Source organism: Anaeromyxobacter sp. SG17 (assembly GCF_022690695.1).
GTDB classification, from domain to species: domain Bacteria; phylum Myxococcota; class Myxococcia; order Myxococcales; family Anaeromyxobacteraceae; genus Anaeromyxobacter; species Anaeromyxobacter soli.
The window spans coordinates 1-11,884 of record NZ_JALCYX010000104.1 but is presented as its reverse complement, the minus strand read 5'-3'; the positions used below and the strand labels follow the sequence as shown (position 1 = coordinate 11,884).

Annotated in this window: 13 protein-coding genes and 1 tRNA gene; 3 read left to right on the top strand and 11 right to left on the bottom strand. The window is 67.3% G+C overall.

The window, feature by feature from the left end; translation table 11 throughout:
- Positions 1 to 944 precede the first annotated feature (944 nt).
- The 3 genes from MNY60_RS22015 to MNY60_RS22005 all read left to right on the top strand — a co-directional run bounded on the left by MNY60_RS22015 (position 945) and on the right by MNY60_RS22005 (position 3,413).
- Positions 945 to 2,147, top strand: a complete 1,203-nt coding sequence (locus MNY60_RS22015; protein WP_242361900.1) for an integrase arm-type DNA-binding domain-containing protein — start codon at positions 945 to 947, stop codon at positions 2,145 to 2,147.
- Between the two features lie 245 nt (positions 2,148 to 2,392).
- Positions 2,393 to 2,659, top strand: coding sequence for a hypothetical protein (locus MNY60_RS22010; RefSeq protein ID WP_242361897.1), 267 nt, complete (start codon positions 2,393 to 2,395; stop codon positions 2,657 to 2,659).
- A gap of 436 nt (positions 2,660 to 3,095) precedes the next feature.
- Entirely contained in the window at positions 3,096 to 3,413 is a 318-nt protein-coding gene (locus MNY60_RS22005) for an HNH endonuclease signature motif containing protein (protein WP_242361895.1), read from the top strand.
- Between the two features lie 195 nt (positions 3,414 to 3,608).
- Here MNY60_RS22005 and MNY60_RS22000 read toward each other — a convergent pair whose 3' ends face one another.
- From MNY60_RS22000 to MNY60_RS21950, 11 genes are all read right to left on the bottom strand, one after another.
- The gene (locus tag MNY60_RS22000) at positions 3,609 to 4,028 is read right to left on the bottom strand and encodes a hypothetical protein (RefSeq protein WP_242361892.1); all 420 of its coding nucleotides are present in this window, start codon (positions 4,026 to 4,028) and stop codon (positions 3,609 to 3,611) included.
- Between the two features lie 90 nt (positions 4,029 to 4,118).
- Positions 4,119 to 4,319, bottom strand: a complete 201-nt coding sequence (locus MNY60_RS21995; protein WP_242361890.1) for a hypothetical protein — start codon at positions 4,317 to 4,319, stop codon at positions 4,119 to 4,121.
- A gap of 228 nt (positions 4,320 to 4,547) precedes the next feature.
- Entirely contained in the window at positions 4,548 to 5,018 is a 471-nt protein-coding gene (locus MNY60_RS21990) for a hypothetical protein (RefSeq protein ID WP_242361888.1), read from the bottom strand.
- 141 nt (positions 5,019 to 5,159) lie between these two features.
- Positions 5,160 to 5,843 carry a hypothetical protein gene (locus MNY60_RS21985; protein WP_242361886.1) on the bottom strand — a complete coding sequence of 228 codons (684 nt, stop codon included), beginning with the start codon at positions 5,841 to 5,843 and terminating at the stop codon, positions 5,160 to 5,162.
- Between the two features lie 3 nt (positions 5,844 to 5,846).
- Positions 5,847 to 6,275 carry a hypothetical protein gene (locus MNY60_RS21980; protein WP_242361885.1) on the bottom strand — a complete coding sequence of 143 codons (429 nt, stop codon included), beginning with the start codon at positions 6,273 to 6,275 and terminating at the stop codon, positions 5,847 to 5,849.
- 882 nt (positions 6,276 to 7,157) lie between these two features.
- A complete protein-coding gene (locus MNY60_RS21975) occupies positions 7,158 to 7,919 on the bottom strand; it encodes a hypothetical protein (protein WP_242361883.1) in 762 nt (253 codons plus the stop codon).
- Positions 7,916 to 10,153, bottom strand: coding sequence for a DUF3987 domain-containing protein (locus tag MNY60_RS21970; RefSeq protein WP_242361881.1), 2,238 nt, complete (start codon positions 10,151 to 10,153; stop codon positions 7,916 to 7,918). The genes MNY60_RS21975 and MNY60_RS21970 overlap by 4 nt, the downstream gene beginning before the upstream one ends.
- 5 nt (positions 10,154 to 10,158) lie before the next feature.
- Complete coding sequence (locus tag MNY60_RS21965) at positions 10,159 to 10,353, bottom strand: AlpA family transcriptional regulator (RefSeq protein WP_242361879.1); 195 nt, start codon at positions 10,351 to 10,353, stop codon at positions 10,159 to 10,161.
- A 367-nt stretch (positions 10,354 to 10,720) separates the two neighbouring features.
- Positions 10,721 to 10,793 (bottom strand) — tRNA-Phe (locus tag MNY60_RS21960).
- 117 nt (positions 10,794 to 10,910) lie between these two features.
- Positions 10,911 to 11,288, bottom strand: a complete 378-nt coding sequence (locus MNY60_RS21955; protein WP_242334084.1) for a hypothetical protein — start codon at positions 11,286 to 11,288, stop codon at positions 10,911 to 10,913.
- A gap of 293 nt (positions 11,289 to 11,581) precedes the next feature.
- Positions 11,582 to 11,884, bottom strand: a 303-nt coding sequence (locus MNY60_RS21950) for an MXAN_5187 C-terminal domain-containing protein (protein WP_277957147.1), incomplete at its 5' end; no start/stop codon positions are given.

The window sequence follows — 11,884 nt, the reverse complement described above, 5'->3', positions numbered from 1 at the left end:
CGAGCTGCGGGCCGCAGTCGCTCGATTCGTTCTGCCACCACGGCGCGAACGAAGCTACCCGCGCGCGGTGAAGCTGAAGATGAGCAACTACGCCCGCAGCCGCCCGGTCGCTAAGTGAGTGGCATTGGCGCTAGCGGAGGGTCGGGTACCTTCCGCGCCCGAGGCGCGCGTGGCGTAAAGGCGCTTGGTCGTCCGCGGGCTGCGCTGCCCCACAATGCCGCGAGGGCGCCGGGTCCGCGCCGGAGTGGATCGCCCAGGTCGCGACCGAGTGCCTGAGCAAACCAGCTCGCGGCTTTGCTCGCGCTGTCGAGGAAGGCGGGGCTGGACCTCTCGCAGATGCGGCAGGAGGTGCGCAACCGTTTCGGGACGCAGATCGAGTTCATCACGAAGAGCCAGGTCAACGAGCTACCTGCGCAACCTGGCTCCCCGCGGCCGGCGCGCCCCCGGAGCTCATCGCTCCCGTCCCCGGATACGCCGACAGCCGGATGGTGGAGCGTGTCTACGGCAGGCCGCCGCTCGAAGATCTGCGCCGCCGGCTCGGCGACGCCCTCGGCGAGGACTGCATCACCGGTGCATCAGCGCCCAGCGGATCAGCGATGATTCGATGGACTCCGTGGAACGCGCGGCTGACGCCTCGGTGATGGAAGAGGAGACGCCCACGGAGGCCGGAATCAGAAGGCCCACCAGACCTCGCGGTCGGGTGGGCCAGATGCACGAGCAGAGATGGGAGTGCCTGGGGGCGGAATCGAACCACCGACACGGGGATTTTCAGTTTGGACGTAATTGGTATCGCCGGGGCTCAGGGCTTCTACAAGATTGGTTGAGGGCATTGAAATCTCGTTGCCAATGCAGGGGACGGGTGTGTACCTGGGTACAGCCGGGTTTCACCCAATGTCACTGCGAAACGTTACCCCCAGCGTTCCCCCAAGTCCCCGAGGACGACAATGCCCGCAACGAGGCTGACCGCCGTAGCTGTCGAGAAACTGCTTCCGCCCGAGACCGGTCGCAGAGAGGTCTACGACGCCGAGGTCCCGGGCCTCACGCTGAGGATCTCCGCCTCGGGCGTGAAGAGCTGGTCCCTGACGTATCGGGTGCGCGGGCGTCTGCGCCGCCTCACTCTGGGCTGCTACCCAGGCGTTTCGCTCAAGCTGGCCCGCGACAGGGCGCGGGAGGCGCGCGGCGCGATCCAGCGCGGCGAGGACCCCGTCGAGGAGAAGAAGGCGAAGGAGCGGGAGCTACGGCTGCACGGGTTCAAGTCGTGCGTCGGCGAGTTCATCGAGAAGTACGCCAAGGCGCGGCAGCGGACCTGGGACGACACGGAGCGTATCCTCGAGCGGCTCGCGATCCCAGCGTGGGGCGACCGCCCGGTGAAGGAGATCAGACGCCGCGACGTCGTGGACCTGCTGGACGAGGTGGCGAGGGAGACGCCCTATCAGGCGAACCACCTGCGGGCGCACTTGAGCCGCATGTTCAATTGGCTCATTGAGCGGGAAGTGGTCGAGACGAGCCCGCTCGTCGGCGTGTCGCCGCGCATCAAGCCCCGCCCTCGCGACCGGGTGCTGACCGACGCGGAACTGGTCGCCCTGTGGAAGGCGACCCAGAAGCTCGGCGGCGTCTTCGGGGCGGCCGTTCGGTTCCTGCTGCTGACGGGCATGCGCCGCGACGAGGCCTCGTGCCTGCGCTGGGACGAGCTGGACGGCGACTGGGCCGCCATGCCGGGGTCACGCATCAAGAACGGACGCGACTTCCGGGCGCCGCTCTCGGCGACCGCCAAGGCGATCGTGAACGCGCAGCCCCGGCTCGGCGAGTACGTCTTCACCACGAACGGCAAGCGGCCGATCTCCGGCTGGGGCAAGGCGAAGGAGCGGGTCGACAATCTCATGTCCGACGAGCTGCACGAGCCGGTCCCACCGTGGCGGATCCACGACCTCCGGCGAACGGTGGCCAGCGGGCTTGCCCGCCTCGGCTATCGGACCGAGGTGATCAAGCGCGTGCTCGGGCACGTCGCCAAGGCCACCGACGTCACGAGCGTCGTCTACAACTGGCACAACTACGACGCCGAGGCGATGGAGGCTGTCCAGAAGTGGGCCGCGCACCTCGCCCGGATCACGAGTGGCCTCCAGGCCCTCGAGCTCGCTGCTGATTGACTCCAGGGGTGCCGCGTCGTCCGGCTCGAGCCGCACTCGTGTCGCGCGGCGCACTGATTCAGGTTCAGAGGTCCGAGTTCCCTGGGCGCGTTCCTAGGCACTGGAACCGCCCGTCGATTCGGCAACCCTTCCGCGACTAGTCACCCCGCGGGGAACACGTGGGGGACCTTCTACGGCTGAACACGCGCGCCTGTGGGTCGATGTCAGACCTGACCGGTACAGTCGACGACACGAAAGGAGGCCTGATGGCCCTCGTGACGTACGACGTGTCCGGAAAGCAGATCGAGGTGAAGCAGAAGATGGTCGAGCGCGGCTACCACGACAGGTGGGAGTCCAACGGCCAGACGTACCACCTCCCGAACACAACGCTGTGGAAGCAGGACGCGGAGGTCGCCACGGCGCGCGCCGACATTCAGTTGGCTGCGCAGGCCGTCGGGGTCAAGCTGCTGCGCGCCGTCGCGGTCCCGACAGCTCCGTGGTCGGCGATCCCCGGTGAGCCGCACACCAGCTAGCGAGTGGCGGCACGCGATCGTCCGGGGTGATCCTCGGCTCCCGGCACGCAGCCGATCGGGACGATCACGCGAAATCCCGAGCGAAAGCCCGCAATTAGCTACAAGATGGCGTTGCCACGCGTGCCATGTATGGTCACGTGTTGCACGAGTAATTCCGGGGTGATACAACTGATTAAGCCCCGAGCGGTCGCCTGCACGTTCGGAGGAGGGGGCGCCCTATGGCCGCGTGCCGGAATTGGCCGGTCCTACGCCATGAACGCCGAAGGGGCTCGCAAGACGTTGGCGCGTCTCGCGGCCCCTTCGTGGACCAGCAGTACCCCCGATCCTGAAGCGGGGGCGTGAACTCGGAGGCTGCCGAAGGCGGAACCTCGCGGAGTGAACGAGGCGGGATTCTTGCCAGAGGTGGCCTCCTTTCGCAACAAAGGAGTCACCAACAATGTCGTACTGGTTGAACACCATCACGAGGTCGCGCGGGTCGAAGAGGGACGGCAGGTCTTGGACCGAGGCGGAGATCGAGGCGGTGTGGCGGAAGCGCCACCTGCTCCCCGGGCACCCGGCCTTCGGCATGGACAGCTGCAACGCCTTGATCCAGAGGTCGATGCACGGCAACACGTCGAGCCCCTACGGCTGGGAGATCGACCACATCATCCCGGTGTCGCGCGGCGGGAGCGACGACATCTCCAACCTCCAGCCGCTGCAGTGGGAGAACAACCGGGCGAAGTCCGACGGCCCGCTGGTCTGCGTCCGGACGTAGCCGATCACCGGGTGTAGTGAGGAGGCCGGGAGCAATCCCGGCCTTCTTTCGTTCGGGGCTGGTCGGATCCGAGCGGGATCGCAACCCCGTAGGCTCCCCCCGAGAACGTAAAGCGGGCCGGCTGCGAGGGTCGGCCCGTTGACGTTCCTGGTGATCTTCCCGCGACGCGCGCGCCGGGCGTCCTGATTGCGACTCCTAGCCCTGCTTCTTCGACCAGAGCTGCGCCTGGGTCCGGGCGGTGTAGTACGCGATCCCGCGGTGCATGCACTCGTCGACGATCGCCTTGCGGGTGACGGCCGGGTCCGCCTTCTTCATCTCGTCGGCGATGGTCCAGACCGCCTTGGTCGGCTTCTCGATCGTCGACTTGCTGGGCTTCTCGACCTTCGCCGGAGCGGCGGGCTGCGGCTCGGACGCGGGGCTCGTCTCGGCCGTGGCCACAGGGGCGGTCGGCTCCGGCGCGGGCTGCTCGGCCTTCGGCTGGTCCGCGTAGTCCTCGACGACGAGCGAGCGGGTCTCGTTCTCGACCCGCCCGTTGCCGGTCTGCGACTCGGGCGCCGCGCTCATCGCGATCGGCTCGCCCTGCGTCTTCTTCGCCGCCTTCGTCTTCTTGGACATGGTCACTCCGGGTGTTGGGGTTCAACCGGAGTGTCTGTCTTCAAGCCGAGCTTGGCTCTCTCTACGAGTGAACTGCGTTGGGTCGAGCGATTACGTCAGGGCGGCCGTCGCGCGCCACACCGAGCCGGTCCAGACGTTGAGGGCGCTCGTCGTGGAGTTGAAGATGACGAACCCTGCTCGGATCTGGTCCGCCGAGAGCGCGTTCCGCTCCGTCGTGGTCATCACCGGAATGGCGACCGACGTCGGGTCCTTGAAGCCCTTCTCGTCCTGGCCGGGAAACGAATTCAGCATGGGGATCTCCTTGCAAGAGGATGGCCCTACCCTCCCGAGAGTTCACCGCGAGCGTCAACGCGCGTGGAGATGACGTCCGCTCCCGGTGAACGTGCCGCGTCCGGAAGGGCCGACCGTCCCAGGGGAACGGGCACCCGCGGGAACCCCCGCCACACCGCGTAAAACCTCGCCAGCAACGCGATCAGGACCGGGGGCGGGGGTGGGGAGGGGTACCGCGTGAAGAGGCGGTTAGCGAACCAGGGGCAACCGCGCGTCAGCCCAGGCCCAGTCCTCCCCGACGAGCTGCCAGACCGGGAGGAACAGCGCGGGGTGGTGGTCCAGGTCGAGGCCGGGCAGGTGGCGGTCCAGCGCGGTCTGGAGCGCCTCCGCCGGATCCGACAGCGGGATCAGCGCACCGTGGAATCGTCCGTCGAACATCCAGACGAGGTGCCGGAGCCGGTCGGCGACCCTGGGCTGTGAAGTGGTCGGGTCGGTGGGGAGCGGGGGCAGATCCGCGATGGACTGCTGCTCCGGTATCCACAGGGGCAGGTGCTCGGGACCGACGGCGAACGGATCGGGGGGCGCGTTGAGGGGCCGCGGCAGGAACACCGCGAAGGCGCCCCGGACGATCGTGTCCTTCCCGAGCGGCGCCTTCTCGTTCGCGGAGGACGCCTTGACCCACTCCGCCAGAGCTGCGAGCCGCGCCTGTGCCGTCGTCATGCTGTAACCCGTGGTCGACTGACCGTGAATGAGAGTGCCGAACGCCTGGAGCGAATTAGTCTCTCTAGTGAATCGAACGACTACCGAGCGACACGGCTTCGGTCGCCGGTTCCCGGGGAGACCGAGGGGGAGAGAACGCGGTCAGACCTCCACCCGCTTCGCCGCCTGCGCAGCCACCTCCGGGTTGTAGAAGCTGGTGTGCACCTTGCGGATCGCTCCCTCGTACTTGGCGGCGAGCTTGCCCAGGTTGATTGACTTGCTGATGTCGGCGAACAGCTGCGGCTTGCGCGACTCCAGCGCCTCGAACCGAAGGGTGCCGTGAACACTTTCGGCGAGGCCGAGAAGGAACCTGGGCGAGTGCCACAGGGTGGCCGCCACGTCGTCGTTCTCCTTCATGGCCTCGCGGATGGCTGCGAGACCTTCCGAAGTCTTCGCCTGCTCCCGGACCCATCCCCGGATCTCCGACTGAATGGCGCCGCGCTCCAGCTTGGGCCCGAACTCGATGTCGGCCATGCGGAGAGCCTCACCCTCGAGGTGCTTGGAGCGCTGCTCGATCGCGGTCTTGACCTTGCCAAGCTTGTCGGCTGCGGTCGCGGCCAGCTTCTGCGCGGCGGCGTGCTTGTCGACCTCCGTCCGCGTGGGGTCCTTTACCAGCGCGACCACCTTCGACACCGCGACTCGAAGCGCGATGCGAGCCCCCTGGATGTCCGGGCCGACGTGCTCGTCCGACTTCGGATCGCCGAGCATCGCGTTGAGCCCGGACTCGAGCTGCGCCATGTCGAGGAAGTCTGCTGACTGTGGACTGCCGACGAGATACTTGCTCATAGTTCAATCCCTCACTGTGGCTTTGAGTTGATGCTGCATGGGACTCGCGACGGCTTCCCACTCGTCCAGGCCGGCGGCGATCGGAACGAGCATGACGCGGCTGAACTCGGCCCCGCCCTCGGTCGCCTTCTTGAGAGCCTCGAGCTGCTGCTGACGCATGTCGGCCAGGGCCCGAGCCGCGGCGATCCTTGCGGCGGACTCGATCATGCCGACCACGTCCTTGCCTTCCTCGGGCGTGAGCTCGCCTTCGAGCACCGACCGCAGCAGAGCTTCGATGGAGTTCTCGCCCTCGCGGCGGGCCAGCCCTTGCAGCGGGCGGCCCTTCCGCACGGGGGCGATCCGGTCCATCACGATCTTGAGGGCGGTCGGGTCACCGAGCTTCGCGAGATCGATGCAGCGGCGGGTGATCGCCTCCGCCTCGCCCTCCATCATGTTCTCGACCGCGATGGTGGCCTTGTTCTTGGAGCCCTTGGGGCGGCCGCCGCTACCCTTTACGAATCGGCCCGTCAGAGGATCGTGGCGCCGCGGCGGTTCACCCGAACCAGCGACCGCCGGAACTGGGGCACCGTCGGTGTCCGCAGGGGCGTCCGGAGATGGCGCCGCTGCGGACGGGCCAGCTTCGGCGGTCGCTGCTTGGGGCAACCTGATCCAGGGAGGAGGTGTCGGGAGCTTCGCCATAAATTGGGGCAGGTGGGGCCATCCTCCCGCCCTAAATATTGGCCGTCTCCAGGGTTGCAGATCCCCAGGATCACCGCTCGAATCGACGCGCAGTAATCCCCTACAGTCGCCCCCGGTCCGAAGAGTGCGCGTTACGCCATTGAATCGACTCACCGTTTCGGACGCGATTCAGTGACTATCTATTCGCGTCCCGAAGAGATCCCAATCTTTAGGCAGGGGAAGAGGCCGCGGGACGTAGCGCGGGCGGCGGCGATGGCCACAGGTGGGCGGGGTCGGTGCGTCGGTCGCCGGGGGCGGGGTGCCCGCTCGGAATCGCACTCGACTCAATCGCGATCTGGCCGGCCCTGCCCTGAATGTGGCGCCTTCCCCTCAACTCCCCCTACTTCTTCCCCTAATCAAAACGGACAAATCAATAACAAATACAAATATATATAGAAAGTAAGGGGAAAAGGGGAAAGGGGGGAAGTAGTACCAGGTTGTTATTCTAATCCAGTCCTTTTGTATCTACTCCGTCCCTATCTCCCCTTTTCCCTTCCCCCCTTTCCCCCTTCCCCGCGGGCATTGCTGTCCGCTGGGAAGCCCTACGCTTTTGTAAGGGGTAGGACCAATTTCTGGCCCTTCCCTCCGAGTTCCCCCCTAGTTCACAATCCGCTCATCGTCGTCGAAGGAACGCTCTACCGTTGACCGCACGAGGTCGTGAAGGACGACCGCGATCTTACGCGCCGCCACGAGTATGTCGGCCGTGATTACCGGCTGGTCCGGACTCACCCCGACCGCGAGCAGGGCGGCGACGTTCACCCAGCGGCGAATCCGGCTCGTGAGCGGCGACAGGTCGCCTGCCTCTGCGAATTGCTTGGCCCACTGACTCACGTTCTGCCACCCGTAGTCCCACGCGAACGAGTTCATCCGAACGATGAACCGGGGTCGATCCACGATCGCCAGAAGTCGCTCTATCAGTTGCGACGGGGGAACGGCCTGTGGCCAACCCGAACCCGTGACCAAGCCGTTGGCGAGGACGAGGAGGCGATCGTCGGTCAACCCCAGCAGAGGCGGACTCCACCCCAGCATCCCGCTCGCCAGGTCCCGGTCCACGGCCTCGAGCAGATTGTTCGCCCCCGTCATCACAGCTTGCATGTGTGGACGCGAGCCGATCAGCCCGACCCAGAGATCGACAGGCTCCCACACCTCGACCCCCCGGTTCTCTGGCGACAACGACGGTGCCCGAACCCGACAGCGGTCGGCGACGCACTGCATCACCACGTCGAGCGCCCCGCCCAACGCCAGCCCTGTGTCCACATCGGGCAGCTTGCAGAAGTAGTTCTCGACCACTTCGCCGACCAGTCCGGGCAGTTCTTCACCAACAAGTCCAGACGCCTTGTCCATGATCTCCCCCTTCACTTCCAGTTAGGTCCCACCGCGTAGACTTGTCCGCTTCGCGTCTTGCACTTCTCCCGGGCTTCCTGCGGCGAGAGCCTTTGCAGATCGCCGTTCCTGACCATCTCCTCGAGCGTGTTTTCCAGCGCGCGCTTGTCGCCCTTGAAAGGCTGAAGACGGCGCGTGTGTTCGCTGAGGTACGCTCGCGGGATGCACGGCCCCGCGTGCATCGCGACCGGGATCTTGTCGTCCTTCGCTCGCTCCTCCGCGGGCATGGCGAGGAACCGCACGATGAGCTGCCGAACCTTGGCCTCGGCCTTGGCCTGGTCCCCGCCTCCGACCTCTCCCTTTTCGAATCGACGCAGAACCGTTCGGACGCTGCCGCGGACGAACTCGATCGCCCACCGCGCATGATCCGCGGTGACTACCGGCCCGTTGTGGTTCCACCCGACGGCGACAAGAGCCGCCAGCTTCAGCGCGTGCAGATGCGCACGGTTGTAAAGCTCGGCCTCGACAGCGCCCGACGAATTGATGCGCCTGTCGCACTCCACGTCAAACGCATCCAGCAAGTTCTCCGCGTCCGGGGCGAGGCACACGGGCTCGACCCTGTTGCTGTTCTGCATCGACAGCACCGAGTGGAGTAGCGCCTTGAGGTGCAGGAGCATCTCCGGAGCCGGTGTGGGGCGGCGCTTGTTCCGAGGCGGCCTGGCGCCGTCGTAGTCGAGGATCAGGAATCGCGACACGAGTCCCTGCGTGACGAGGTGCTCGTCGATCGCATCGAAGAATGTTTCGGGAGTGCCCTCGCAGGCGATCGTCAGCGCGGGCGAGGTGACGGGGTTGATGTTGTTGTCCTTGCTCGCGTAGATGCCGCCCCGGAGCGTCCTGTCCTGACCCGATTTCGCGTACAGATGGAGCAAGGTCCTGCGCACCCCGACTTGGTTCTCGTTGGCGCGGGGGTGACACAGCTGCTGGAGTGTGAGGCCGAACTCACCGAGCAGGGCGACGAAGCATGGCGTTTCGTTCAGCACACGATGGAGCGCCTGACCTGACGCGATCGTTCCCGGACCGATGAAGTCGTCGACGAGGGGTATCTCGGGACGAACCGCAGCCACGATGGCGTCGATGCCGTCCTCGAGCCCGCTCTTCCCCCGGCCAGTCTTGGCCGTCACCATCAGGTAGAGGTTGAGTCCAACCCCCGCGATGTTGAACTGACGGCCGCACACCCCCGCCATCAACCCGAGCGCGGCCGCCATCGCCACCTCGGGCACGGGGCGCACCGCGCTCTCGTAGAAGAACGCGGCCAGCTGGCCCAGCAGCCCCGGAGGGCACGTAAGCGGGCTCGCCATTTCGGTTGTGGCGAGGTTTTCCGGAGGGGGTCGGGGGTCGGTCCCCCCCACCACTGATGCCGCTTGTGCCAGCAGCGCTGCCATGCCCACAGGTGGCGGCTCGCTCGCGCGGATCTTCTTGAGCGATCGGTTCAGGTAGGCGTTGTCCCTCGTCGCCTTCTCCCGCTTGCCGAGATTCGAGTACCGGAAGATCCGACGGACCTGCTCGTTGTTCTTTGAGTAGAACGCGAGCATCGACAGCAGCGCGAAGTCCGCTTCCGACTGGCTCGGGTACCCCATCGCTCGCCAGTCGCCGAGGCTGAGCCGGTCGAACTTGTCCGCGTTCTCCGCCGTCATCGCCATCTCGACGAGGTCCCGGTCGTTGTGGTCCCGCTCAACTGGGTCCTCGGGCAGCTCGTCGAGTTCCACCGTCGGTGCGGGCTTCATCTCGCCGTAGAGGTGGTCGAGCAGCGGCTGGCAGTCGGCGATCGGCGCGTCGCGGACTACGTCGCCGGTCATGACGAAGTAGTGCGCCGAGCTGTAGACCTCGACGCCGTCCTTGCTGTGGACGCCCGCGGGGACCTTCCCGCGTCCGATGACGTGGTACCCGCGGCCGGAGGTGGACCGCTCGGTGTACGTCTCGAAGGCGTTGAGGATTCGCTCGTGAACCCCCCACTGCTCGGGCGTCAGCGGTCGCTCGATCTTATTGTCGAGATCGATGCCGGTGAACGGGTCGGCTTCGGTGAACACGAACCCGACGCGGAGCCCGTTCTTGTCGGCGTACTCGCTCGCCTCCTGGAACGTGCCCCACGCGCTCGGGTCCGTGACCGAAGCGGGCCGGCCGGTCTTCGGATCGGTCGGGACCTTGTTCGCGCCAGCGCAGACCCACTGCGGGAGTGCCCGCAGTTCTCCGGGGATCTTGTCTCGCGGCATGGCGGCTACCGGGAGACAGGGGCGGCGGCGGTCTTCTCAGCGATCCACTTCTCGATCACTTCGCGCGGCCACCCGACGACGTTGGGGCCGTAGCGGACGCCGGGAGGGAGTCGCCCTTCCTTGACCCACTTGTAGAACGTGGGCTTCGCGATGTTCAGGAGCGCGCAGACATCCTTCGCGCGCAGGATCTGGCTGGTCATAACAGGCTCCACTTCGGGCGTAGGGACACGGGAGACGCGAGTCTCGGTGTGTCACCAGGCCGCCCGACCGCCTGTACGATGGACCGAACTACTGCCGACTACGGGGACGACGGTACCGAACGCTCCCCGGAGATCGCAATAGACTTGTAGATGCTGGTTCACTGAGCGTCATCGCGCCGAGCCCGCCGGGCGGTAGCCACGAGGCGGCGGCGACCCCAAGGCGGCACGTTCAGGCGCGTCTGAGGGGGCAGCGGGGCCCGATCGTTCCCCCGGGCGTTACCCGGGGGCCGGGGCTGGGAACGGCCAACAAAAAAGCAGGGGGCGTTAACCCCCTGCTTTCCTTGGTGTTCGGGCTCAGATGTCTAAGTGCCTGGGGGCGGAATCGAACCACCGACACGGGGATTTTCAGTCCCCTGCTCTACCGACTGAGCTACCCAGGCGAACGGTCCGCGACGGGCCGGGGGGCCCACCGCGGGGAGCGTTCTACGATCGACCGGGGCCGGAAGGCAAATCGAAAACGCGGCCGCCGCCGGAGGGCCTGAGACGGCGGCGCGCGCCTACTCGGAGCGATCGGCTCGGGCGGCGGGCGACGGCTCGTCCAGCGGCCCGCCGCGCGCGGCGACCCGCGAGTTGTGCAGCGACGAGCGCGCCTGGCGCAGCGCGGGCGGCGGCGGCGCCATCCGCCGGGCGATGTCCTCGGCGTGCTGCTCGAGCGAGGCGCAGGCGATGGCCGTCACGCCCTCGTGCCGCTCGCGCATCTCCCGCCAGAAGCGGACCCGCGCCTGGTTCACCACGAGCCGGTCCTCGAGGTGATCGAAGGTCGCTTCGAGCTCCCGGCGCTCGGCGGCGAGCCGCGCGCGGTGGACCTCGAGCTCCCTCGACGGCCCGCAGGCGCCCGCGAGGGCGACGGCGGCGAGAAGCGCGAGCGTTCTCAAGCGGACCTCCCTCCAAGGGCCACCGGGCGTCGCGCCTCGGTCCGCAGGAACGTCTCCATGTCGGCGCCGGACCACATCCTCCGCGCGAGACGGCCCCGGGTGTGAGCCACGGGCGGAAGCCCGCTTCGCCGCGGCGGAAAAACCGCACGGGCCGTGCCGGGCGGGTCCCTCCCGGTTGGAGCGCGCCCCGGAATCGACGAGGCCCGCGCCGGGCGCGCACGGGCGCGACCGGGGAAACCATTCGTTTGGCGTGAAACGAACGAAGCGGCTGGGGACGCGGCCCGCCGCGCGGCCTAGACCTTCGGGATCGCCTTCAACACGGCGCGCCCGTCCTTCACCTCGACCTTGAAGTCGACGGACCTCGCCTTGAAGCGCGTCATGAGCTCCGGCACCTGCTTCGCGACGCTCCTCGCGACCGCCTCGTAGGTGAGGCGCGAGACATCCTCGTTGCACTGCTTCTTCGCGGCGACGTAGGCCTCGTAGAGCGCCCGGAGCTGGGCCTCGCCGACGCCGCCGGGCGCCGGGGTCCGCGACGCCGCCGGCTGCGGCGGGCGGGCGGGCACCGCGGGCGGGCTCGCGGCCGCGGCGGGCTCGAC

What these genes read in the sequence shown, in the direction of transcription:
- MNY60_RS22015 (WP_242361900.1), top strand. Translation starts at nt 945, where the DNA reads ATGCCCGCAACGAGGCTGACCGCCGTAGCTGTCGAGAAACTGCTTCCG.
- MNY60_RS22010 (WP_242361897.1), top strand. Translation starts at nt 2,393, where the DNA reads ATGGCCCTCGTGACGTACGACGTGTCCGGAAAGCAGATCGAGGTGAAG.
- MNY60_RS22005 (WP_242361895.1), top strand. Translation starts at nt 3,096, where the DNA reads ATGTCGTACTGGTTGAACACCATCACGAGGTCGCGCGGGTCGAAGAGG.
- MNY60_RS22000 (WP_242361892.1), bottom strand. Translation starts at nt 4,028, where the DNA reads ATGTCCAAGAAGACGAAGGCGGCGAAGAAGACGCAGGGCGAGCCGATC.
- MNY60_RS21995 (WP_242361890.1), bottom strand. Translation starts at nt 4,319, where the DNA reads ATGCTGAATTCGTTTCCCGGCCAGGACGAGAAGGGCTTCAAGGACCCG.
- MNY60_RS21990 (WP_242361888.1), bottom strand. Translation starts at nt 5,018, where the DNA reads ATGACGACGGCACAGGCGCGGCTCGCAGCTCTGGCGGAGTGGGTCAAG.
- MNY60_RS21985 (WP_242361886.1), bottom strand. Translation starts at nt 5,843, where the DNA reads ATGAGCAAGTATCTCGTCGGCAGTCCACAGTCAGCAGACTTCCTCGAC.
- MNY60_RS21980 (WP_242361885.1), bottom strand. Translation starts at nt 6,275, where the DNA reads ATGATGGAGGGCGAGGCGGAGGCGATCACCCGCCGCTGCATCGATCTC.
- MNY60_RS21970 (WP_242361881.1), bottom strand. Translation starts at nt 10,153, where the DNA reads ATGCCGCGAGACAAGATCCCCGGAGAACTGCGGGCACTCCCGCAGTGG.
- MNY60_RS21965 (WP_242361879.1), bottom strand. Translation starts at nt 10,353, where the DNA reads ATGACCAGCCAGATCCTGCGCGCGAAGGATGTCTGCGCGCTCCTGAAC.